At 66.7% G+C, this 22,651-nt stretch carries 20 protein-coding genes and 1 tRNA gene; 12 read left to right on the forward strand and 9 right to left on the reverse strand.

All coding sequences use genetic code 11. The features are described from left to right. Positions 1-10: 10 nt before the first annotated feature. The gene (locus GJV80_RS05245) at positions 11-1,483 is read right to left on the reverse strand and encodes an MFS transporter (protein ID WP_230208156.1); all 1,473 of its coding nucleotides are present in this window, start codon (positions 1,481-1,483) and stop codon (positions 11-13) included. Between the two features lie 57 nt (positions 1,484-1,540). Here GJV80_RS05245 and GJV80_RS05250 point away from each other — a divergent pair, with 57 nt between their 5' ends. Both GJV80_RS05250 and GJV80_RS05255 read left to right on the forward strand, forming a co-directional pair. Further along, positions 1,541-2,419 carry a helix-turn-helix transcriptional regulator gene (locus GJV80_RS05250; RefSeq protein WP_154686984.1) on the forward strand — a complete coding sequence of 293 codons (879 nt, stop codon included), beginning with the start codon at positions 1,541-1,543 and terminating at the stop codon, positions 2,417-2,419. Then, positions 2,412-2,906: an AAA family ATPase gene (locus tag GJV80_RS05255; RefSeq protein ID WP_230208157.1), complete on the forward strand. Its 495-nt coding sequence runs from the start codon at positions 2,412-2,414 to the stop codon at positions 2,904-2,906. Before GJV80_RS05250 ends, GJV80_RS05255 begins: the two co-directional genes overlap by 8 nt. Here the strand turns inward: GJV80_RS05255 and GJV80_RS05260 are convergent. From GJV80_RS05260 to GJV80_RS05275, 4 genes are all read right to left on the reverse strand, one after another. Next, the gene (locus GJV80_RS05260; protein WP_154686985.1) at positions 2,867-3,463 is read right to left on the reverse strand and encodes a dihydrofolate reductase family protein; all 597 of its coding nucleotides are present in this window, start codon (positions 3,461-3,463) and stop codon (positions 2,867-2,869) included. The two genes, GJV80_RS05255 and GJV80_RS05260, sit on opposite strands and share 40 nt — an antisense overlap. Positions 3,464-3,651: 188 nt before the next feature. Further along, entirely contained in the window at positions 3,652-3,852 is a 201-nt protein-coding gene (locus GJV80_RS23140) for a hypothetical protein (RefSeq protein WP_195909172.1), read from the reverse strand. A gap of 229 nt (positions 3,853-4,081) precedes the next feature. Continuing rightward, positions 4,082-4,588 carry a hypothetical protein gene (locus GJV80_RS05270; RefSeq protein WP_154686986.1) on the reverse strand — a complete coding sequence of 169 codons (507 nt, stop codon included), beginning with the start codon at positions 4,586-4,588 and terminating at the stop codon, positions 4,082-4,084. Further along, positions 4,560-7,163, reverse strand: a complete 2,604-nt coding sequence (locus tag GJV80_RS05275; RefSeq protein ID WP_154686987.1) for a hypothetical protein — start codon at positions 7,161-7,163, stop codon at positions 4,560-4,562. Before GJV80_RS05275 ends, GJV80_RS05270 begins: the two co-directional genes overlap by 29 nt. Before the next feature lie 203 nt (positions 7,164-7,366). Here GJV80_RS05275 and GJV80_RS05280 point away from each other — a divergent pair, with 203 nt between their 5' ends. Then, positions 7,367-8,359: a S66 peptidase family protein gene (locus GJV80_RS05280; RefSeq protein WP_230208158.1), complete on the forward strand. Its 993-nt coding sequence runs from the start codon at positions 7,367-7,369 to the stop codon at positions 8,357-8,359. A 580-nt stretch (positions 8,360-8,939) separates the two neighbouring features. Here GJV80_RS05280 and GJV80_RS05285 read toward each other — a convergent pair. Then, positions 8,940-9,287: a hypothetical protein gene (locus GJV80_RS05285; RefSeq protein ID WP_154686988.1), complete on the reverse strand. Its 348-nt coding sequence runs from the start codon at positions 9,285-9,287 to the stop codon at positions 8,940-8,942. Positions 9,288-9,542: 255 nt separating this feature from the next. Continuing rightward, positions 9,543-9,614: transfer RNA gene (locus GJV80_RS05290), tRNA-Arg, on the reverse strand. A 195-nt stretch (positions 9,615-9,809) separates the two neighbouring features. Here GJV80_RS05290 and lysA point away from each other — a divergent pair. The 5 genes from lysA (at position 9,810) to rho (ending at position 17,380) form a co-directional block, all read left to right on the forward strand. Continuing rightward, positions 9,810-11,207, forward strand: a complete 1,398-nt coding sequence (gene lysA / locus GJV80_RS05295; protein WP_154686989.1) for a diaminopimelate decarboxylase — start codon at positions 9,810-9,812, stop codon at positions 11,205-11,207. A 211-nt stretch (positions 11,208-11,418) separates the two neighbouring features. After that, positions 11,419-12,747, forward strand: a complete 1,329-nt coding sequence (locus tag GJV80_RS05300; RefSeq protein ID WP_154686990.1) for a homoserine dehydrogenase — start codon at positions 11,419-11,421, stop codon at positions 12,745-12,747. A gap of 1 nt (position 12,748) precedes the next feature. Then, positions 12,749-13,849 carry a threonine synthase gene (gene thrC, locus GJV80_RS05305; RefSeq protein WP_154690061.1) on the forward strand — a complete coding sequence of 367 codons (1,101 nt, stop codon included), beginning with the start codon at positions 12,749-12,751 and terminating at the stop codon, positions 13,847-13,849. Further along, positions 13,837-14,805 carry a homoserine kinase gene (thrB, locus tag GJV80_RS05310; RefSeq protein WP_154686991.1) on the forward strand — a complete coding sequence of 323 codons (969 nt, stop codon included), beginning with the start codon at positions 13,837-13,839 and terminating at the stop codon, positions 14,803-14,805. Before thrC ends, thrB begins: the two co-directional genes overlap by 13 nt. A gap of 481 nt (positions 14,806-15,286) precedes the next feature. Beyond that, positions 15,287-17,380, forward strand: a complete 2,094-nt coding sequence (gene rho / locus GJV80_RS05315) for a transcription termination factor Rho (RefSeq protein WP_195909173.1) — start codon at positions 15,287-15,289, stop codon at positions 17,378-17,380. Between the two features lie 87 nt (positions 17,381-17,467). Here rho and GJV80_RS05320 read toward each other — a convergent pair whose 3' ends face one another. Continuing rightward, a complete protein-coding gene (locus tag GJV80_RS05320; RefSeq protein ID WP_230208159.1) occupies positions 17,468-18,586 on the reverse strand; it encodes a zinc-binding dehydrogenase in 1,119 nt (372 codons plus the stop codon). Positions 18,587-18,712: 126 nt separating this feature from the next. Between GJV80_RS05320 and GJV80_RS05325 the strand changes: the two genes are divergently transcribed. The 4 genes from GJV80_RS05325 (at position 18,713) to prfA (ending at position 22,022) form a co-directional block, all read left to right on the forward strand. Beyond that, a complete protein-coding gene (locus GJV80_RS05325) occupies positions 18,713-19,390 on the forward strand; it encodes a thiamine pyrophosphate-dependent enzyme (protein WP_230208160.1) in 678 nt (225 codons plus the stop codon). A 2-nt stretch (positions 19,391-19,392) separates the two neighbouring features. After that, a complete protein-coding gene (locus GJV80_RS05330) occupies positions 19,393-20,328 on the forward strand; it encodes a transketolase family protein (RefSeq protein WP_230208161.1) in 936 nt (311 codons plus the stop codon). A gap of 319 nt (positions 20,329-20,647) precedes the next feature. Next, positions 20,648-20,854 (forward strand): 50S ribosomal protein L31, encoded by a 207-nt coding sequence (gene rpmE / locus GJV80_RS05335; protein ID WP_154686994.1) that lies wholly within the window; start codon positions 20,648-20,650, stop codon positions 20,852-20,854. A gap of 97 nt (positions 20,855-20,951) precedes the next feature. Further along, a complete protein-coding gene (gene prfA, locus GJV80_RS05340) occupies positions 20,952-22,022 on the forward strand; it encodes a peptide chain release factor 1 (protein ID WP_154686995.1) in 1,071 nt (356 codons plus the stop codon). Positions 22,023-22,048: 26 nt separating this feature from the next. On the opposite strand, the gene GJV80_RS05345 is transcribed toward prfA, so the two are convergent. Further along, positions 22,049-22,528 carry an SRPBCC family protein gene (locus GJV80_RS05345; RefSeq protein ID WP_154686996.1) on the reverse strand — a complete coding sequence of 160 codons (480 nt, stop codon included), beginning with the start codon at positions 22,526-22,528 and terminating at the stop codon, positions 22,049-22,051. Positions 22,529-22,651 lie beyond the last annotated feature (123 nt).

The raw sequence follows: 22,651 nt of genomic DNA on the forward strand, positions 1-22,651 counted from the left end.
GGAGATTTCATCAGCGGTTGGCCCGGGATCGCAGCAGGGCGCCGATCACCGCCGCGGCTGCCAGCGCGATGCCGGCGTTGGCGCCGATACCGGTGTGTAGCCCGGCCAGCAGCGCGGTGATCGGATCGCTGCCATGCCGAAGCAGCGCGCTGCTGCGCGAGGCGTAGATCGCCGACATCACCGGTATGCCGACGGTGAGACCGACCTGCTGTGCGGTGGTCAGCAGGCCGGTGGCCAGACCCTGCTCGTGGTTCGGGAGTCCCGAGGTGGCCGCGACGCCGTACGAGACGACGGCCAGCATGTGACCGGCGAACGTTATGGTGCAGAAGATCAGCACCACCAGGACGCCCGCGTTCTCCCCGGTCCTGATCATCGCTGCCGTCATGACCCCTTGGACGACGAGCCCGCCGACCAGCGTGATCTTGGGACTGGCCCTGTTGATCAGCCGCGAACTGAACGCTCCGGTGGCCGCGGCGCCCAGGCCGGTCACGCCGAAGACGAGGCCGGACTCGAACGGTGAAAGCTGCCGTACCTGCTGCAGATACAGGGTGAGCAGGAAGGTCAGCGAGCTGGCCATCGAGAAGGTGACCAGGCCGCCGAGATTCCCGAGGGCGACGGTACGCCGACGCAGCACACCCAACGGAACCAGCGGCTGGCCGACCCGCGTCTCGATGATCCCGAACGCCGCCAGGAACGCAACGGACAAGACGATTCCGGACACGACGTCGGGTCGTCGCCAGCCGTTATCGGCGCCGGTGGTCACGGCGTAGATCAGCGACAACAGACCGGCCGTCACGGTGATGGCGCCGCCGACGTCCAGCCGCGGTCGCCGGTCCGGACGGCTCTCGGCGAGCAGCAGCGGGGCGCCGATCAGCACGGGTATGGCCATGATCACGTTCAACGCCATGGTGGAACGCCAGCCGAGGGCGGACGTCAGGATCCCTCCGGCCAGCATGCCGAGTGTGAAGCCGAGGGACAGCACCATGCCGGATACGCCCAGTGCCCGGTTGCGGGCCGGACCCTCGACGAAATTGGTGGTCAACAGTGCCATGGCGGTCGGGATGGTGATCCCGGCGGCGAGGCCCTGGACGGCGCGCGCGGCCAGGAAGATAGCTGCTGTCGGCGCCACCGTGGCCGCCAGCGAGGCAACGGCGAACAGCGACAACCCGACGAGGAACATTCGGCGTCGGCCCAGCAGGTCGCCGAGTCGTCCGGCAAGCAGGAGGAAGCCGCCCGACGGCAGCGCGAAGGCGGTCACCGCCCATTGCAGATGAGCCTCGGACAAACCGAGATCCTGGCCGAGTCGGGGGAGGGCGACGTTCAGGATCGAGAAATCCATCGACAGGGCGAACTGGGCCGCACAGAGCAGCAACAACACCAGTCGCGCCCGGATGTCGGACGGCGGGGCAGCGGGGGACGGGTCCACCAGGGGCGGGTCCATCACGGTCGGGTGGTCGCGCGGTTCGATCAGCTCTTCGGTCACGCGTCGAGGGTCGGATAATCGCGGAGTCTCCGGGGAGAGCCCCTTTATCCTGGTGCCATGACCACCAGTGTCCGGACCGACCTCAGTGAGTTCCTGCGTGCCGGGCGGGCACGGGTGACTGCCGAGGAGGCCGGCCTTCCCGTCGGTTCGCGCCGCCGGACACCGGGCTTGCGACGTGAGGAGGTCGCCGTCCTGGCCGGCGTCGGAGCCTCCTGGTACCAGTGGCTGGAACAGGGCCGCGAGATCACGGTCTCCGGACAGGTGCTCGACGCCATCGCCCGGGTGCTGCGATTCAGCAATGACGAGCGCCGACATCTCTACGTCCTGGCCGGTCTCAATCCGCCGCTGCCCAGTCCGCCGGCCGATCCCTCGATCGGCGAGGACATCACCCAACTGCTGGACCGCTGGCTGCCGCATGCCGCTCACGTCGTGGACCAGTACTGGAACTTCGTCGCCGCCAACGATGTCGCGCGGGCGATCTTCGGCTGGCAGCGGGACTTCCGTGGGAACTGCCTGGTCGACTTCTTCACCAGTGACCTGTACCGCGGACGGATGGAGAACTGGGCCGAGACCGCCCCGACCGTGGTCGCCACCTACCGCCACGAGATGACCCGGCGGCTCAGCGGGGTGGAGGACGACGGCAACACCGAGATCGTGGCGGATCTGACAGCCCGGAGCCCGGAATTCGCCGAACTCTGGAGCCGGCAACAGGTGCACGCTCCGATGATCACGACGAAGACCCTTGATCACGAATACGCGGGGGAGCTGGTGTTGGAGGGCAGGATGCTGTATCTGCCCGATCGTCCGGATCTGACGCTGGTGCTGCACACTCCGGTCGAGGGCACGCCGACCGCGGAACGGCTCGCGGACCTGATGGCAGCGGCCCGCCGGTCGTCCGAACCGGCCGGGGGCCTGCGCCTGGTTGCCAGTGCCTGATCGGCGTACCGCCCACGTGCTGATCACCGGCCTCTCCGGAGTCGGCAAGTCCAGCGTGCTGGCAGTGCTGTCCGGACAGGGATTTCCGGTGGCCGATACGGACTACGACGGCCTGTCCCGCTCGGACGACAGCGGAGGATGGGTGTGGGACCTCGACCGCGTCGCGGAGCTGCTCGACCGCCACGAAACGATCTTCATCAGCGGTACGGCGCCGAACTGGCGCCCGCTGCTACCGCGATTCGATCATGTGGTGTTGTTGAGCGCACCCGAGGAGACGATGCTCTCCCGACTTGCCGACCGGACCAACAATCCGTACGGGCAGACCGCCGAGCAACGATCCGAGGCGGTCGCGTACAAGGATTCGGTCGAACCGCTGTTACGCAGGATCGCCACCATCGAGATCGACACCCGACCGCCGCTGCACGAGGTCGTCGCCGCCGTACTCGATCACGTCGGGCTGGGCGTTGATCGACCGACCACGCGATAGTTCAGGTGTGTCGCGGCCGGTGACGCCTTCTCGAAGGTGCGCTCCAAGCTGATCGCCGAGTCGAGCGAGGCGAACAGCGGTGTCCCGCCGCCCAACAGGACCGGGACGATATGGACCCGGATCTCGTCGACCAGCCCGAGCGGCAGCGCCTGTTGCATGACGGTCGCGCCGTGCAGACCGACGACCTTGTCACCCGCTGCGATCTTGGCCTGCTCGATCGCGCCGGCGACGCCGTCGGTGACGAACCGGAACGCCGCGGGATAGCTGCGGGTCGGCGCGTTGTGGGTCACCACGAAACAGGGCGTGTCACCAAGTGGGCCGCCGTCACCCCATCCGCCGTCTCCTTCGTTCTTCTCGAACGACGTACGACCCATGACGACGGCTCCGCAGCCGTCGATCATCTCCTGCAGCATCGCGCGATCCTCCTGTGTCGCGGCGTCGAACATCCAGTCGTGCAACATCCCGGCACCATCGCCGAAGGGATTGTCGCGAGTGTCGTTGGGTCCCGTGACGTACCCGTCGAGCGACATCGACATGTCGCAGATCACCTGTGCCATGAGCTTTGCCCTTTCCGTGGCTGGTCTCTTGCCCACTCGTCGAACGAGGCCGATCGTTTTCGACACCGGAAAGGAGGGAGCCCGATGACACCGTGGTAGGAATCGCGACCCGGTCGTCCGATCCGGCCACGGAACAGGCCGAATCAGTCGGCGACGTCGCGATTCTCGTCAAAGCTCCTTGGACCGTCTCAGGACTTCGGTATGAGTGTGCATGAGATGGTCTGGGCCCGGATGACGCCGCCATCGAAGACGAACGTGTCGACGCCGTCCGGGACGGTGTTCAGCGCCGAATCGGCGGTCCACCGGAGCAGCAGGAGGTTGTCGGAGAACACCGCGGCCTGGGCTTCGAGGCTGAGTTGGGGGAGCGCTTCGGCGAGTCCTTCGAACAAGCCGCGGATGGCGAGCCTCCCGCGGCACTCACAAATGTCCCTTCTCTCTCGTGGCGCGCTGTTGATCAGCTGTGATCAACCTGTGAGAGGAGGCTCTAGCGAACGTGGGTCAGAGCCGGTCCCGAAGCACCGATGCTGCGGTTCGGTGGCGGAGATGAGTGGCGATGATCTTGAAGCCGATGATCTTGGTGCCCGAACCGGCGAACGATCAGCAACGACCGGGAGCCGTTCAGTTCTCCACCGGTGGCAATGCCGCCCGGGCCAGCTTCTCTTCCTCATGAAGTGCGGCCGTGATGGCATCCACGTCGCCCTCGAGGCCGAGTCCTGGCAACCACTCCCGGAACCGCGTCCCACACGTCACCAGACTATGCATGAGGTCCGCGGCGTCGACTCGGATGTCGTTCACCCGATCACCGGAGATTCGCACGGTGTCGCCCTCGTGATCCAGCCGCAGGAGTCCGTACGTATCGGTGTAGTTGATCGACACGTGGTCCTGATCGTGCAGCTGGGCCACCGCGCGGAAGCAGACATTGGTGATCAGTGGCACCAGCTCATCCTCCGGCGCCACCACCGGTTGTCGGGCCGATCGGATCTGCACCTGCCCGCGCAGCTGGCGGTACCCACGGGTCGGGACGACCAGACCGGCAGCGTCGGGCTCGGGGACGAAAACGCCGGACCGCACTTCGACGGCGAAGCGGCAATGCACGCTACGGAAGCCGTCCGAGGAACCAGCCAAGACCTGTCATCTCCTCTCGGGTGAAGTTCATCACGTCGGCCCGGCCGGCCTGCAACGGGAAGAACTGAACGACCTCGCCGCCGTCACGGGTGATCTGGACAAGCATCTCGCCGAGCGCTCCGCCCTCGATATTGACCGCTTTGGCGGTGTTGGACGGGAATGAGTCGCCTCGCCGTTTGAGTGCAGCGAGCGCCCGCTCGATCCCGTCCTGGATGTCGGCCGCGGTGGTGCCCGGCGGAAAGAACGTGTTCTCCACCTTGATCTGTTGGAAGTCGAACCCGTCGTAGGTGTGTCGTTCGACGAAGTGTGCCATGTTCGCCCGGTCGGCGTACGGTCCGAACGCGGGGTCCTGTACGACACCGCCCGATGCAACACGGTTGGCCGGGAAGCGGTCCAATGCGTTCTCCAGTTTGGCGAGCACGTTCAGGTCCCCGCGTGCCGACTCCAGGAGCGGGCGCACGCGCCCGGGCTGGTTGCCGACCCGACCCAGCAGTCGCTCCACCATATTGCCGTCGTCGGCGGCCAGCCTGATCAGGTCCCGCAGTTGTCCGCCCGGCACCCCGGTAACGCCGCGGATGCGTTCCACGCGGAAGACCTCGAGCTCGGTGTTCAGGGCGTCCGCGCGATTGAAGGCGGCAAGCTCGCCCGGGGCGTCGCCGGCGGCGACGGCGACCTGCTCCTCACGGGCGATCGTTTGCAGCCGATCGCGGAACTGCTGAGCCTCGGGCGATGCCTGGGCGAGCTCGGTATCGAAGCGGGCAGCGATCGACTGGCAGGGGGAGTGGCAAACGATCAACCGGCCGTCCTCGAGCAGCTTCAGCCGGCCACCACCTGGCAGCGACTTGGCCAACCGGACCCCGTCGGACACCTCGCTTGCCGTCAGTCGGGACGGCGACTTGGGCGGCTTGCCCTTCGGCCGGACGGGCTCTTGACTCTTTCCCTTGATCCGGGTCGGCTCGTCGACCTTGGCCGCTGACCCCGGTCCGCCTCCCTCCGACTCCTTGATCGCGATCTTCGCCGCCTGCTGTGGTGACATCGCCGGTGCCTCGGCGAGCAGTCGGGTCACCCGAGCCTCGAGTTGGGCGAGCGTGGCACTCAGACCGAAGTAGTCCAGAGCTATCCGCAGTGGAGCTGTGATCAATGCGCTGGTCAGGTGAGCACTGGCCTTCTGCAGTGACAGGACGGTGTCGGCGGACGACGCGTCGACGAAGGCGCTACCCAGGTCCCACAGCGCCTTGGCCAGATCGACACCCATCTCGACGCCGAGGTAGGCATCGACGATGATGTCGACGAACGGAATGGCCTGCAACCCCATGAACAGCAGCAGCTTCTCCATGATGTCGCCGATGTTGTCGACCAGCACGTGCACCATGAGCAGCAGCTGGTCGCCGACGTAGTCGCGGTCGATCATCCACAAGAAGGCATGCTTCAACGTTTCGATCATGCCCCAGCGCGCAATGATCGCGTCGGCCTCGCCGAGCTTGACCTTGAAGAGATCAGCCGCTTGCTGCCACAGCTCACCCGACCGGTGCAGACCGGTGGCGTACGACAGGATCGCGGTCAGCATGATCAACTCATGCAGATTGACGACATCGGCATCGAGCTCGCGGAACTGGTCCTCGCCGGGTGGGGCACCGGAGGACGCGAAGTCCTTGACCCTGCTGTACGTGCCCTTGATCTTCGCCAACTCCGCGGGATCGACAGTCTCTTCGCCGGAACGGACGGAATCGACCAGGCGCTTGAGAATCTGGGTCCACCAACGGACGAGTTCAGCACGCATCGCCGAGGCCCGGTAGCCGAGAGCCGCCTGTGCGTAGTCCCGCACGACGTCCGGGTCGCTCAGCAGGGCGTGTTGCGGCTTGAGGTCGAAGCTCTTCAGGCCGCCGATCTCGGCGAGACTTACCGGGAGGCCGTACTCCGTCACCTCGCGCGGGACGCGTGCGCCGACCTGTCCGAGGTTCTCCCAGCTTCGTTGGTGGTCGGCGGCGAGGCCCGCGGCGTCGAGGCCGAGATCGAGGGTCTTGGCCAGGATGTCGGCCCAGCTGGAAGGAAACGCCTGGGGGTTCTGGATCATCACCTGGTCGGCGTCCGCGCCGAGCTTGGTGATGGTCACGGATTCCTTCGCGGCGTTGGTCTTGCAGACCTCGACGTAGGCGATGACGGCTGCCTCATCGGCAAGGTCGTCGGGGTGGGTGAACTGGAGCAACAGCAGTGCGCGTTCCAAGCGAGCCGCCAGTTCCGGATCGGAATCCTCGGCGTCGGTGATGCCCTTTTCGAGCAGTTTCATCTGCTCGGACATGGCTGCTGCCGCCTGCGGATTGGCCATCTGCCCGATGCCCGACTCCGGCTCCCGCTGAACGTGATCCCGCGTGGGGCCCGGCCGTTCGCTGCGGGTCTTGATCAATCGGGCAACGGCGGCGTTGCCGACCATGGTCTGCATGGTGAGCATCGACTGCGGGTGGTTCCCGAAAGGGCGCGGCTCCTCCCTCTTGACCGCTGCCCTGGGTTTGAGCGGCTTGTCCGCGTACGCCGGCTGCGGTTCCCGGTGCGCACCGCCTGCATGGGTGCCCGCCACAACGACAAGTGCAGCAGCAATCTGTGGCGGCTGGCCATGGCTACCGGGAACCCGATGAGGCAGCGCCCGATGCCCGTTCGCGCAGCACAGAACCCGTGAATCGCCGAGCAGATCACAGGATCACGGTGACTGCTTTACGTCCTTGGTGAACGAGGGCTCGAAAATACACGTCGCGTCGGTTGCGGGATCGCTAACCTGCGGATGTGCCGTCGACGATCATCCCGCCCAAACTGCACTCCGGAGACGTGATCCGGGTCGTAGCTCCTGCCCGATCCCGGAGACTGATCATGGAGCATGACAACACCCGGTGGATCAACGAGCGATTCGCTGACCTCGGTCTGACGCTGACGTTCGGTGATCATGTGGACGAGGACGACATGTTCAGGAGTGCTGCGATCACGTCCCGTTACGCCGATCTGCACGCAGCATTCGCCGATGATGCGGTGGCCGGGATCCTCACTGTCATCGGAGGATTCAACAGCAACGAACTGCTGCCGTACCTGGACTGGGAGCTGATCACAGCACATCCCAAGATCATCTGTGGTTACTCCGATATCACGGCACTGCAGAACGCCATCCAGGCTCGAACCGGCGTGATCACGTACTCGGGCCCGCACTGGTCCAGCTTCGGAATGCGTGATCACTTCGAACCGACGGGTCAGTGGTTCCGGGCTGCTCTGATGGGGTCACAGCCGATTGAACTGACGCCCTCGGAGAGCTGGACCGATGATCCGTGGTTCGCCGATCAGGACCATCGGGAAGTGATTCCCAACCCGGGCTGGGCACCGCTCCGCGACGGCACGGCATCCGGACGGATCGTCGGTGGGAATCTCTGCACGCTCAATCTGCTCCAGGGGACCCCGTACATGCCCTCTCTTGACGGGGCACTGCTGTTCCTCGAGGACGACTACCTGACCAATCCTGTCGAATTCGCGCGCAATCTCACATCGCTCCTCCAACTCCCCGACGCCGAAGGCGTGACCGGCGTCGTCATCGGGCGCTTCCAGCGCGCGTCAGCGATGACGATCGAGCACCTGGACGAGATCATCCGTCGGCAACCAGCCCTGGACGGAAAGCCGGTACTGGCCGGCGTCGATTTCGGGCACACCAGCCCGATGATCACCTTCCCAGTGGGCGGCCGCGCGAGGATCCGGGTCAGCTACTCCGGCTCGGCCGTGACCGTGTCGGACACCTGACAGCCGACACAGATGGTGGGGCGTGAGGTGCCGTAAGTCAGGGCATTCGCGTTGGACGAGGGCTCCGAAGATCGGGCGGAGAAATCGCTCTGACCAGGCGATTCAGTGGGCGCCCCCGGTAGGATTCGAATTTATTCACTGGGTCTCGCCGGCTAGGGCAAATGCCAGCTGACTAGGGGAGTCGCAGAAGCGATCCGCTTGATTCCGGTAACTGTTGTAGTTTCATATTGCACGTGGTTGCACGGGAGGGTGCGTAGGGTGCCGCGATTGGCGAAGAAACGCGCAAGACACGCGAGGCTTGGGGGCGTGTCAGGAGGCTGCCATCGGGCATGTACTCGTGCGACTGGATGTGAAACAAGCTGAGGTCCGTTTCACCCGCTCGGCTCGGATGCCCGATCAGGTGCTGCGTCATCTGCAACCGACCGCAACCAGTCAGGCGGATCTTTCATGGCCATTCGCCGAGCACAGCGTCGGCTAGTTGGCACGTGCCGCAGTGGGAGCTTGCCGACCGGATCTGGGTGTCCCGAGCATGATCATTTGTCTCGCTTGAGGATCCTTCACCGCCCGCTCCCGAGGGTTCCTACGTGGAAAGCTCGGACGGGCCAGATTGAACCGTGCCGGTCGCTCGGAAGACGTCGAGCCTGACAGGTCCGCGAGACGACCGGACAAGCATGTATCCCTTGCCGTTCGCGTCGGTGTGGTACTCAGGGGCGCGAGCTACGGACGCAGCGAGAGCGGCCGTGATGTGACGAGGCACATCCCATCCCTGTTCAATGATCTTGTCCTCGATCAGGACGACAGGGTGTCCACCCATGGAGAACTGCAGATCGGCGAGCCAGCCTTGAACCTCGAGTGGCTGGGCACGGATCCAGTCGCGTACGAAATCTGGTGGGTTGGCGTCCGCCAATGCCTGCTTGAGCGCGCGCATCTGGATTCTGCTCTCTGTGCGACGACGCAACCAGGCCACGAGCCGAGGGTACTCGCCTGCACACACACCCGCTCCTGGCCTGCGCTTGGTCCCCGAGCCACTTCTGACCATCCCCGGTGCCCGGTGATCGTTCGACCACCGGAACAGCGGCACACACGGTGGCAGCCGGAGTCAACAGGGTAGTTGTTGCACGTATGTTGCACGACCGACTTTGAACGTCTATCGAAAAGGCCCCTGACTAGGACTAATGCTGGGCGCCCCCGGTAGGATTCGAACCTACGCTCCCGCCTCCGGAGGGCGGTGCTCTATCCCCTGAGCTACGGGGGCCCGTGGCCTCGTCCCGATGGCGGAGCACCGGTTTTTGGGCCGTGGAGAAACATACCAGGATCGTCCGGCCGGTTACGAATCAGTACCCGCAGTGATCGCACGACTCCCCCGAAGGCCATAGCACCTCCGTGTCGGTCGGGCCCGAGCAGCGGAACGACTGCGGTCCGAGGTGGCCGATCTGGCAGAGTTGTTGTCATGTCCCACACCCACGTCGCTGGCTCGATCCATGCCGATGTCGCGGCGGCACCGGTCTGGCTCGGGCTGCCGGACGACGTCAACGCCCTCCTGCCCCAACTGTGGAGTCGCAACACTGCCAAGAACGAGGCAGGGGAGTTGACCGTTGCCGGACTGACTGTTTCGGAAATCGCCGACCGGGTCGGCACTCCGGCCTACGTGCTGGACGAAGATGATCTTCGCTCCCGGGCCCGCGACTTCGCCACCGCCTTTTCCGGTTGGGACGTCTTCTACGCGGGCAAGTCCTTCTTGTGCAGGGCAGTCGTCCGCTGGATCGCCGAGGAGGGGCTCAACCTCGACGTCTGCACCGGCGGTGAGCTTGCGGTCGCCCTGGCCGCCGGGATGGATCCGGCCAGGATCGGTCTGCACGGCAACAACAAGAGTGAGGAAGAGCTTGCGACGGCGTTGCGCGTCGGTGTCGGCCGGATCATCGTCGACTCCGAGGAGGAGATAGCCCGGCTGAGCAGTCTGAGTGATCAACTCGATGTCCGGCCGAAGCTGATGGTCCGGGTCACCGCGGGCGTGGAGGCGCACACCCACGAATACATCTCCACTGCTCACGAGGACCAGAAGTTCGGATTCTCCATCTCCGGTGGCCAGGCCGCCGGGGCGCTGCGACAGATCCATGATCATCCTCGTCTGCAGCTGCTCGGCATCCATTCCCACATCGGTTCGCAGATCTTCGACGCCGACGGCTTCGAGGTGGCGGTTCGCCGAACACTGCGGCTGCATGCCGCCTTTGCAGCCCAGACCGGAGTGGAGTTGCCCGAGCTCGACCTGGGCGGCGGCTTCGGGATCGCCTACACCAGCCAGGACACCCCGTCGTCCGCGCAGGAACTGGCCGAAGCCCTGAACGCCATCGTCCGGGCCGAATGTCTGGCCGCCGGGGTGGCGGTGCCGAAGCTGTCCATCGAACCCGGCCGCTCGATCAGCGGACCGTCGACCTTCACGCTGTACCGCGTCGGCACCGTCAAGCCGGTCCAACTGGACAGCGGCGCGACCCGGCTCTACGTCTCCGTCGACGGCGGGATGAGCGACAACATCCGGACCGCTCTGTACGGCGCGGAATATTCGGCGACATTGGCCTCCCGCGGTTCGGATGCCGGTCCGGCGCTGTCCCGGGTGGTCGGCAAGCATTGCGAGAGCGGCGACATCGTCGTCCGGGACGAGTTCCTGCCGGCCGATATCCGGCCTGGCGACCTGATCGCGGTGCCCGGTACCGGTGCGTACAGCCGATCGATGGCCAGCAACTACAACCACGTTCCCAGGCCGCCGGTCGTCTCGGTCAGGGACGGTGTGATCAGCACCCTGGTCCGGCGCGAAACCGTCGACGATCTGCTGGCTCTCGACGTTGGCTGACGGCACCACTACGCCGATCCGGTGACGACGCGCCGCGCAGATGAGGGAATATGTGACCCCTCGGCGGAGGTGGGGTGTCCACATTGGGCGGCATAGTTCTTGCTGACGGCGGGGATGGGGAAGAATGTTGGGGCGCACCCGGCCGGCATCTGAAGACTTTGCCGGACCGCCGCCGTACGACCAGAACCGACCGACCCCCGAGGCCACCCGCATGAACATCATCGAGACCGAGCACTCCGAACCCTCGGCGCCGCTGCGGGTCGTCGTGCTCGGCTGCGGCAACGTCGGTACGGAGGTGGTCAAGTTGATCACCGAGCGGGGCGACGACCTGAGGATGCGGATCGGGCGCCCGCTGGAACTGGTCGGTGTCGCGGTCCGCCGGCTGAGCAAGTCCCGGCCCGGCATCGATCCGGGACTGCTGACCACCGATGTCGACTCGCTGGTCAGCCGGGACGACGTCGACCTGGTGATCGAACTGATCGGCGGCATCGAGCCCGCCCGATCCCTGATCATCACTGCGTTGGAACACGGCGCGTCGGTGGTCACGGCCAACAAGGCGCTGCTCGCCGAGGACGGCACCACGCTGTACGCCGCCGCCGAGAAGGCCGGAGTGGATCTCTACTTCGAGGCCGCCGTCGCCGGCGCCATCCCGATCATCCGGCCGCTGCGGGAATCGCTGGTCGGTGACGAGATCACCTCGGTGATGGGCATCGTCAACGGCACCACGAACTTCATCCTGGACAAGATGGACTCCGAGGGGTCGAGTTTCGCCGAGACGCTGGAGGAGGCCCAGTCGCTCGGCTACGCCGAGGCCGACCCGACCGCGGATGTCGAAGGTTTCGACGCGGCGGCCAAGGCGGCCATCCTGTCCAGCCTGGCCTTTCACAGCCGGGTCGGTTCCGCCGACGTCTATCGTGAGGGGATCAGTGAGGTGTCGGCGGCCGACATCGCCTCCGCGCGGGAGATGGGGTGTGTGGTCAAGCTGTTGGCCATCTGTACGCTGACCGATCCGGTGGGCGGCTCCGAACGGGCCGTCTCGGTCCGCGTGCACCCGGCGATGATCCCACGCAGCCACCCGCTGGCGACCGTCGGTGGCCCGTACAACGCCGTTTTCGTCGAGTCCCGGTCCGCCGGGCGGCTGATGTTCACCGGCCCCGGCGCCGGCGGCCAGCCGACGGCCTCGGCGGTGCTCGGCGATCTGGTCACGGTCGCCCGGAACCGGCTCCGCGGGGCAGCCGGGCCCGGTGAGTCGAGCTACGCCCAGCGCAAGGTGTCGCCGATCGGCGAGGTGGTCACCCGCTATCATCTGTCGCTCGATGTCGCAGACGAGGTCGGCGTCCTGGCCAAGATCGCTCAGCTGTTCGCCGACTACGGCGTCTCGATCCAGACCGTACGGCAACAGGGCCGCGAGGCCGACGCCAAACTGGTGATCGTCACTCACCGGGCCACCGACGCCGCCCTGTCCGCCACGGTTGAGGCGCTGCAGAAACTTGATGTGGTGACCCAGGTCACCAGCGTGATGAGAGTCGAAGGTGAATGACGTGCAGGCCCGTGATCTCCAGGCCGCAGAGGCCGCCGGATCAGGCGTGATCGCCCGATACCGGGAATGGTTGCCGATCGGCACCGACGACCCCGTGGTGAGTCTCGGCGAGGGCAACACGCCACTGGTCCGCGCGCACAGCCTCTCCGACGACCTGGACGCCGACGTCTGGCTCAAGGTCGAGGGGGCCAACCCGACCGGTTCCTTCAAGGATCGCGGCATGACCGTCGCCGTCTCGAAGGCGCTGGCCGAAGGAGCCACCGCCGTCGTCTGCGCCTCCACCGGGAACACCTCCGCCTCGGCTGCGGCCTACGCCGCCCGGGCGGGGATGCGTCCGATCGTGTTGCTGCCCGCCGGCCGGATCGCCGCCGGCAAACTCGCCCAGGCCGTGATCCACGGTGCGCACATCGTCCAACTCGACGGCAATTTCGACGACTGTCTGGACCTTGCCAGGCAGCTGGCCGACGAGTATCCGGTCGCGCTGGTGAACTCGGTGAACCGGGTCCGGCTCGAGGGGCAGAAGACCGCAGCCTTCGAAATCGTCGACACCCTCGGCGACGCGCCAGACGTGCACGTCCTCCCCGTGGGCAACGGCGGGAACATCTCCGCCTACTGGCGTGGTTTCACCCAGTACGAGGCGAAGGGCATCGCAACCCGTCGCCCGAAGATCTGGGGTTTCCAGGCGGCCGGGGCCGCGCCGCTGGTCAACGGCGCACCGGTCGCCGAACCCGACACCATCGCCACAGCCATCCGGATCGGCCGGCCGGCCTCGACCGAACTGGCCATCGCGGCCAAGAACGAGTCGGGCGGAGGGTTCTGGGCCGTCAGCGACACCAAGATCATGAACGCACAGAGCTATCTCGCCCAGCGCGAGGGCGTCTTCGTCGAACCGGCCTCTGCTGCCGGTGTCGCGGGCCTGCTGTGCCTGGCCGAACGGGACGAGGTCCCCGCCGGGCTGTCGATCACGGTGACGGTGACCGGCCACGGGCTGAAGGACATCGATACTGCGCTCGGCGCACTGCCGTCGTTCAATGGTGGCCCGATCGAGGCCGAAGTGGTCGCTGCGGAGTTGGGGGCAGTGGCCCAGGCATGCGGGTTCTGACCCTGCCGGTCGGGCGGCGCGCCAGTATCGACGTTCCGGCGACCAGCGCCAATCTCGGTCCCGGATTCGACTGCCTCGGGCTGGCCCTGGACTGGGTCGACCGGACGTACGTCGAAACCCTCGACGCCGACCGTCAGGTTGTGGTGGAGATCGAGGGTGAGGGTGCGGGGCACCTGCCGACCGATGAGCGCAATCTGATCGTACGCAGCCTGGTGACCGGCCTGGATCGGCTCGGTGCCCGGGTGGACGGTCTACGGGTCCGAGTGCGGAACACCATTCCGCAGGGTCGGGGCCTCGGATCGTCGTCGGCGGCCATCGTCGCCGGCCTGGCTGCCGCCCATGCCCTCGTCCGACCCGACGAGCCGTTCGTCGCCGCCGACTGGCTGCCGACCGCCGATCGGCTCGAAGGACACCCGGACAACGTTGCCGCAGCCCTGTTCGGCGGGCTGGTGCTGGCCTACCGGTCAGTGGCGGACGGAGTGCGCGCTGTGTCGACCAGCGTCCACCCCGACATCGCGGGTTTGGTGCTGGTGCCGGACCGGCCCCTGGCGACGGAGGTCGCCCGATCAGTGCTTCCTGCGCAGGTGGCCCACCGGGACGCAGCGGCCAACTCGGGCCGCGCAGCATTGCTGGTCCACGCCCTGACAGCGGCACCGGAGCTGCTGTTCGAGGCCACCGCCGACTGGCTGCACCAGTCCTATCGCGGGCCGGCGATGCCGGAGTCGTACAGGCTGCTGACGGCGCTGCGGAAGCGCGGCCTGGCCGCCGTCATCAGCGGGGCCGGCCCGTCGGTCCTGGTGCTCGGACGGCCCGCCGAACTGGAAGACGCCCGGCAACTGGCCCGGCAACCCGCCCAGCACGAGGCGGCGTCGGGCTTCCGTGCGGTTCCGGTGGCCGTCGGCGGTGGTGTGCGGGTCAGTGCCGAGGCACCGGCACAACCGCATGACCAGCTGTGAATTCACCGAGACTCGGCCCGCGTTGCCCGGATTGGTCCGCTGTGGTGCTAGCCTGAGCGTTGCTGGCGGATCGAATATCCGCGCACCGGATGACTCCCGGGCCCCTTTTGGCACATGATCCACCTGTGGGCTCCCGTCCGCTCGGATGCGTAGGTCCCCAGTGTCAGCGCCCCGGGTCGGGCGCACCCGGTACGAATTCTGGTCACTGGCCAGAGGTGTACCACCGATCGCGTGAGTAACTGCGCCCACAGACGGGGCGAACCTGCGGGAGGCAGGGGGCGCGCCGTGTCGCGGTACTTCGAGGACCGGACAAAGACCTGAACACCAGATCGTTGCCTGAAAGAGAACGAGCACCACTGCGAGGACGTCAATCGCGATGTGAGTCGTCAGGCACCAGTCGTGGGCTGTGGCAGCCGGGAGGACGCCCGTGACGCCCACAGATGAGGGGCCCCCAGAGTGGGCCGAATCCGAAAGGAAACACGTGACAGATACCGCCGAGGTGGCCGGCACCCAGCAGCCCGCGCGCAAGCGCAAGGGCAGCGGACTGGAGTCGCTGGTCCTGCCTGAGCTGAAGCAGATCGCATCCCAGCTGGGTCTGAAGGGCACTGCCGGGATGCGCAAGGGTCAGCTGATCGAGGCGATTCAGGCGGCGCAATCCGGATCGTCGGCCGCAGGCCAGGCGTCCCGTCGCAGTCAACCGGCCAAGGGCCGGGTCGAAGGCAACGGCAACGACCATGCCGGCAGCCAGCCGACGCTGCCGGAGAGCCGCCAAGCATCGTCCGAGACGTCGGCTCCGGTCGAGGCGCGCGCCACCGACAACGGTCCGAGCGCTGCCGATCGGGCGCAACTGGAGCAGGCGATCCGCGAGCAGGTGAGCCGCGAAGGTCGCGACCGCTCCGCCCGCGACAACTCCGCCCGCGACAACTCCGCCCGCGACAACTCCGCCCGTGACAGCCGCTCCGAGTCCGGTGATGCGGCCGACGCCCAGACCCGTGAGAGCGGATCGGGTGAGGCCGAGACCCGGACGGAGAACCGTGACCGGCAGCGCCGCGACCCCCAGCGGGACCAGGGCCAGCGGGACCAGGGCCAGCGGGACCAGGGCCAGCGGGAGCAGTCCCAGCGGGAGCAGGGCCAGCGCGAGCCGTCCCAGCGCGAGCCGTCCCAGCGCGAGCAGGGTGATCAGCAGGCCGACGGGCGTGACCGCAATCGCGAGCAGAACCGGGACCGGGATCAGAACCGGGATCGCCAGCAGAGCCGTCAGCGCAACAACGACGGCAACGGCAACCAGGGCCAGAGCAGCCAGAACAACAACCAGAACAACCGCGACGACGACGGCGGCGGACGCCGCGGCCGCCGGCGCCGCAACCGTGACCGGCAGAACCGCCGCAGCCGCGGTGGCGGCCTGGAGCGGATGGACGCCGAGCCGGTGGTCTCCGAGGACGATGTCCTCGTTCCCGCCGCCGGAATCCTCGACGTACTGGACAATTACGCCTTCGTCCGCACCAGCGGCTACCTGCCCGGCCCGAACGACGCGTACGTCTCACTGTCCATGGTCAAGAAGTACGGCCTGCGCAAGGGCGACGTGGTCACCGGACAGATCCGCGAGCCCAAGGACGGCGAGCGGCGGGAGAAGTTCAATCCGCTGGTCAAGATCGACACGATCAACGGCACCGATCCGGAGGCGGCCAAGTCGCGGGCGGACTTCAGCAAGCTGACCCCGCTCTACCCCAACGAGCGGTACCGGTTGGAAACCACGGCGAACAACCTCGCCGGACGGCTGATCGACCTGGTCGCCCCGATCGGTAAGGGCCAGCGAGGCCTGATCGTCGCTCCGGCGAAAGCCGGCAAGACCATGATCATGCAGTCGATCGCCAACGCGATCACCGCCAACAATCCCGATGTCCACCTGATGGTGGTCCTGGTCGACGAGCGCCCGGAGGAGGTCACCGACTGGGAGCGGTCCGTCCGCGGCGAGGTGATCAGCTCGACGTTCGACCGGCCGGCCGAGGATCACACCACCGTCGCCGAGTTGGCCAACGAGCGGGCCAAGCGGCTGGTCGAGCTCGGCAAGGATGTCGTCGTGCTGCTGGACGGCATCACCCGATTGGGCCGGGCCTACAACCTGGCCGCACCGGCCTCCGGCCGCATCCTGTCCGGCGGCGTCGACTCCGCCGCGCTCTACCCGCCGAAGAAGTTCTTCGGCGCTGCGCGCAACATCGAGAACGGCGGCTCGCTGACCATTCTGGCGACGGCGTTGGTGGAGTCCGGATCGAAGATGGACGAAGTGATCTTCGAGGAGTTCAAGGGCACCGGCAACATGGAGCTCCGGCTGAAGCGGGAGTACGCCGAGAAGCGGATCTTCCCGGCCATCGACGTGGATTCCTCAAGCACCCGCCGCGAGGAACTCCTGATGGGCAAGGAAGAACTCGCCGTCATCTGGCGGCTCCGCCGGCTGCTGGCCAGCATGGACGGCCAGCAGGCGCTGGAGACGATGCTGGACCGGCTGCGCAAGACGCAGACCAACGGCGAATTCCTGGTTGCCATCACCAAGACGATGCCCGCCCAGCGCGACTGACCCTGCCCCGGCAATTGCCGCACCACCTACTGCATCCCGCACCGTGTGCACACGGTGCGGGATGCAGTAGCCGGTGCGGGAAGACCCTCAGCTGATCTTGATCACCGCGCGGCCCTGGATCTCTCCACGACCCAGGGCCGCGAAGGCATCGTTGACCTGCTCCAGCGGGTAGGTGCGGCTGACTGCGTCCTGGATCGCGACGTCGCCCGACGCGGCAAGTTCGACGACCGCTGGAAGATCGACTCTGGTCCGTGCGCCGTAGGAACCCATCAGGTGGTACCCGCGCCGCACCAGCGGAGTGATCTCGATGCTGGCTGCGGCCGAGCCCGCCGCGATCCCGACGGCGACCATCCGCCCGCCGTCGATCAGCATCCTCGACGCCTGCTCGAAGGTCTGCGGCAATCCCAGTGCCTCGAAGGCGACATCGACCCCGGCACCCTCGGTGAGCTCCCGAACGGCCGCCACCGGATCGGTGGTCCGGGAGCTGATCACCTCGTCAGCGCCCAACTGCCGGGCCTTGGCCAGCTTGTCGTCGCTCACATCGACGGCGATGATCTTTCCCGCACCCATCGCCCTGGCCAACTGGACGATGCTCTGACCCACTCCACCGATGGCGACCACGGCTACCGTCTCGCCCGGCTGCAGGTTCGCGCTGTGCCGCAGCGCGCCGTACGCGGTGAAGATCGCGCAGCCGAGAATGGCCGCCGGCACCTCGGGAACCGAGTCGGGCAGGGGAGCCAGGGCGGTTACCGGCACGACGGCGTACTCGGCCATCCCGGCCATCGAGTACATCGCGATCGAGCTGCCGTCGCCGGCGTGCAGCCGGGACTCCCCGTCGTACAGGGTGCCGTTCAACCTGTTCTGGGCGAAGAAGTTGACGCACATGTCGTCCCGCCCGCGATCACACTGGACACACCGGCCGCAGGGCATGATGAACGCGCCGACCACCTTGCTGCCTGCGGTCAGTCCGGCCGCATCGGTGTCAGGCCCGAACCGCACGACGCGTGCGCTGATCTCGTGGCCGAGCACGGCGGGGGAGGGAAAGCCGACCTCTCCCTTCATGACGTGGAAGTCGGTGTGACAGACGCCGCAGGAGGTCAACCGGACCAGCGCCTCACCGGATCTGGGTTCGGGCACCGGAATCTCGGTCAGCTCGAGTTCCGGCCCGCGACCACGCCAGACAGCAGCGATCATCGTCTCGCCCACAGGTGGCTCCTCTCTGCGCCGATGCAGTCTCTGGTTGACCTTATGCGTCGCCACGGGGCCGGCGGATCACACCCCTTCACCTCAACCCCTTGACCTCAACCGCAGTTGATGTCGGATGGTCGTGCCATGACAGCGAGTTACGCCGAGCTGGACCGACTGATGGGTCTGATGACCGGTGACGAGAAACATGGTCCCAGCGCCACCTCGACACTGGACGTGATCTGGGTGCTGTACGACCAGATCCTCAACGTGACGCCACAGACCGCGGACGATCCGGCGCGAGACCGGTTCGTCGTCTCCAAGGGACACGGGCCGATGGCCTTCTACGCCGTGCTGGCGGCCAAAGGGTTCATCGACGAAGATCAACTTCGGGGTTTCGGATCCTTCGGGTCGCGTCTGGGGCATCACCCGGACCGGTTGCTGATCCCGGGCGTGGAGTTCTCCAGCGGCTCGCTGGGCCACGGATTGCCCGCGGCGGTCGGGATGGCCCACGGGCTGCGCGCCCGACGCCTGGATGCCAGGGTGATCTGCCTGGTCGGAGACGCCGAGTTCGATGAAGGCAGCAACTCCGAAGCCGTCGTCTACGCCGGACGCGCAGGTCTGGGGAATCTCACGGTCGTGGTGATCGACAACCGGTCGTCGACATACGGCTGGCTCGGCGGCATCGGACGGCGATTCGCCGTCGAGAACTGGGTGACCCACGACATCGACGGCCGTGATCACCACGCGATCGCCACAGCATTCCGCAACACCGCACCCGACCGACCGACCGCGGTCGTCGCCCAGGTCGAGTCGAAAGGATGATCATGACCGTGCAGACACAACAGGACGGACGTCACCTGACCGACCCAGTGCCGGACCTGCGCAGCCAGTTCGTGATCACCACGACCGAGCTGATCGAGAACGACCCGCGGATCGCCGTCGTCCTGGCCGAGATCTCCGCCGACCGGTTCGCCGGTGCCGCCCGGCGGCATCCAGACCGGGTGCTCAACGTCGGCATCCGGGAACAGTTGATGATCAGCGTCGCCGGTGGGCTGGCGCTGGCCGGGATGCGCCCGATCGCCCACTCGTTCGGCGCCTTCGTGATCGAGCGGGCCTGGGAACAGGTCAAGCTTGACCTTGATCATCAGGACGTCGGTGCGATCCTGGTCGGGTCGTACGGCTCCTACGACTGGCCGGCCGGTGGGCGTACCCACCAGTCGCCCGGGGATGTGGCGCTGATCGACACGCTGTCGGACTGGGTGGTTCACGTACCGGGTCATCCCGCCGAACTCGACGCCCAGCTGCGATCGGCGGCAGCGGGCACCTCACGGGTCTATCTACGGATTGGCGGGGAACCGAACGCCGAGGCCTTCCCGACCGAACACGACACCTGGTCCGTGCTGCGGCGAGGTACGGCGGGCACGGTGGTCGCCGTCGGTCCGATGCTGCGTAACGTCCTGCAGGCGGTGGCGGGCCTTGACCTCACGCTGTTGTACGCCCCGACCGTACGGCCCTTCGATGCCGAAACCCTGCGCTCCACGCTGGCGGCGCCGCGGGTGGTGATGGTCGAGCCGTACCTCGCCGGGACGTCGTCCGGCCAGGTCGCGAAGGCCCTCGTTGATCGCGACCACCGGCAGCTGGGACTCGGAGTGACCGATCCCGATCCGCACCGCTACGGCGCCCCGGCCGATCACGACCGCCTGCACGGTCTTGATCCCCGAGGGCTCCGTGAACGGATCGGCCAGTTCCTGGCGCCCTGATCTCTGTAGCCGGATCACCCAGCGTGGTGTCGGCCTGGTCGTTCCCGCACCAGTTGGTCGTTCCCGCACCAGTTGGTCGATGCCGCACCAGTTGATCGTTCGCGCCACAGCTGCAGCCGGTGCGCCGCCGAGTAAAGGTCGCGGGATCGAGAAACTGGTGCGGGAACGCTCCGTCCGGGGCCGGACCTGGTCGGCCGAGCGGGAATGTGCGGGTTTGGTGGTGCGTTACTGAGGCTGGCACACTTAGTCGCTGGTGCCGGTTCACGATGTGGCCAATCCCGCCATGCCGACCCGGTGCCCATAACCGACAGGGAGAAGCATGAAGACTGGGATCCATCCGGAGTACGCGGTCACCGAGGTGACGTGTAGCTGCGGCAATACTTTCACCACCAAGTCCACCGCCGGCGGGAGCCTGCGGGTCGAGGTCTGCTCGGCCTGCCACCCGTTCTACACCGGTAAGCAGAAGATCCTCGACACCGGTGGTCGGGTCGCGCGCTTCGAGAAGCGGTACGGCAAGAAGAAGTAGCTTTTCTGACGCCGGGAGCCGGGACATCGAGTCCCCGGCTCCCGGCGTTTCGCATGTCCGGTTTCGTGAGTGGGCCAAGGCGCCTTGAGGAGGAACGGTGTTCGAGTCGGCAGCACCGATGCGTGCGGAGTTCGCGCGGCTGGAGAGTGAGATGGCCGACCCCCAGACCCACGCGGACCAGGCGAAGGTACGTCGCGTCGGTCGGCGCTATGCCGAGCTGACCCCGATCATCAAGGCGATCGACGAGTACGACCAGCTCAGCGATGATCTCGCGGCCGCCACCGAACTTGCCGACGAGGACCAGGGATTCGCCGACGAGGCCGACGTACTGAAGCAGCGGTTGGAGACCGTCACCCAGCGACTCACCCGGTTGCTCGCACCGCGTGATCCGAACGACTCCAGTGACGCGATCATGGAGATCAAGTCCGGCGAGGGTGGCGAGGAGTCGGCGTTGTTCGCCGGCGATCTGTTCAAGATGTACAGCCGGTTCGCCGAACACCGCGGTTGGAAGATCGAGATCCTGGACTCCCAGGAGACCGACCTCGGCGGCTACAAGTCGATCACCCTGGCGATCAAGGCACCGAGCGCCGGTGCACCGGACACCATGCCGTACGGGGTGCTCAAGTTCGAGGGCGGCGTCCACCGCGTGCAGCGGGTGCCGGTGACCGAATCCCAGGGCAGGGTGCACACGTCGGCCGCCGGTGTCCTGGTGATGCCGGAGGTTGCCGACACCGAGATCGAGATCGACGAGAACGATCTGCGGATCGACGTCTATCGGTCCTCCGGCCCCGGCGGTCAAGGCGTCAACACCACCGACTCCGCGGTCCGGATCACCCACCTGCCGACGGGCATCGTTGTGTCCTGCCAGAACGAGCGATCCCAGTTGCAGAACAAGGAACAGGCCATGCGGATGCTGCGCAGTCGGCTGATCGCCCGAGCCGAGGAAGAGGCCGCCACCGCGGCGTCAGCGGCACGCAAGAGCCAGGTCCGCACGGTCGACCGGTCCGAACGGGTCCGGACCTACAACTTCCCGGAGAACCGGATCGCCGATCATCGGATCGGCTACAAGGCACACAACCTCGATCAGGTGCTCAACGGCGACCTCGATCCGATCGTGGAGGCACTGCAGGAGGCCGCCACCGCCGAACGGCTGGCCACCGTGTCCTGAGGGTGGCTGCTCCGGCCCCGGATCGTTCAGCAGGTGACCGCTCGCTCGAGCGCGGCCAGCGACGCGTCGAGGAATTCCGGGCCGAACGGCGGAAACCTGATCGCGTCCCGAAGCGGCGGCAGACAGGCGCTCCAGTCGTAGGTCAGGGTCACCTCGGTGCCGTCGTCGCGCGGCTCGAGATCGTAGCGCCACCGCCAGCCGCCCACTTGCGGATTGCCGTCCTGGTCCGGCTGGCCGGGATCCCAGGCGATCGCCCTGTCCTGCTCGAAGACGGCGACCCGGTTGTGCATCACGTAATGCCCGCCGGCATTGATGTGGAACATGTTGATCACGAACACCTGATCGACACCGGTGATCGGTTCCGGGGTGACGGCATCACGAACCCAGTCCTCGGGAGTGGTGTCCTGGTGCCGCGACGGATCGGCCAGGACGGTGAATATCGCGCTCGCCGGCGCCTTGATCACCCGGCGACGGGCCAACTGTTGCTCATTGACGGTCTGGGTCATGGTCACTTCCTCCTCGGATGTCCTTGATCAACTGTTCGATCCGTCCCACGGCCGGTGATCAGCTTCCCTGCGCCATCGGGCCGTAGAGCCGGGCGATGTCCGGGGAACCCTGCCAGCCTGCGT

The organism is Microlunatus sp. Gsoil 973 (assembly GCF_009707365.1).
In the GTDB taxonomy this organism is placed as follows: domain Bacteria; phylum Actinomycetota; class Actinomycetes; order Propionibacteriales; family Propionibacteriaceae; genus Microlunatus.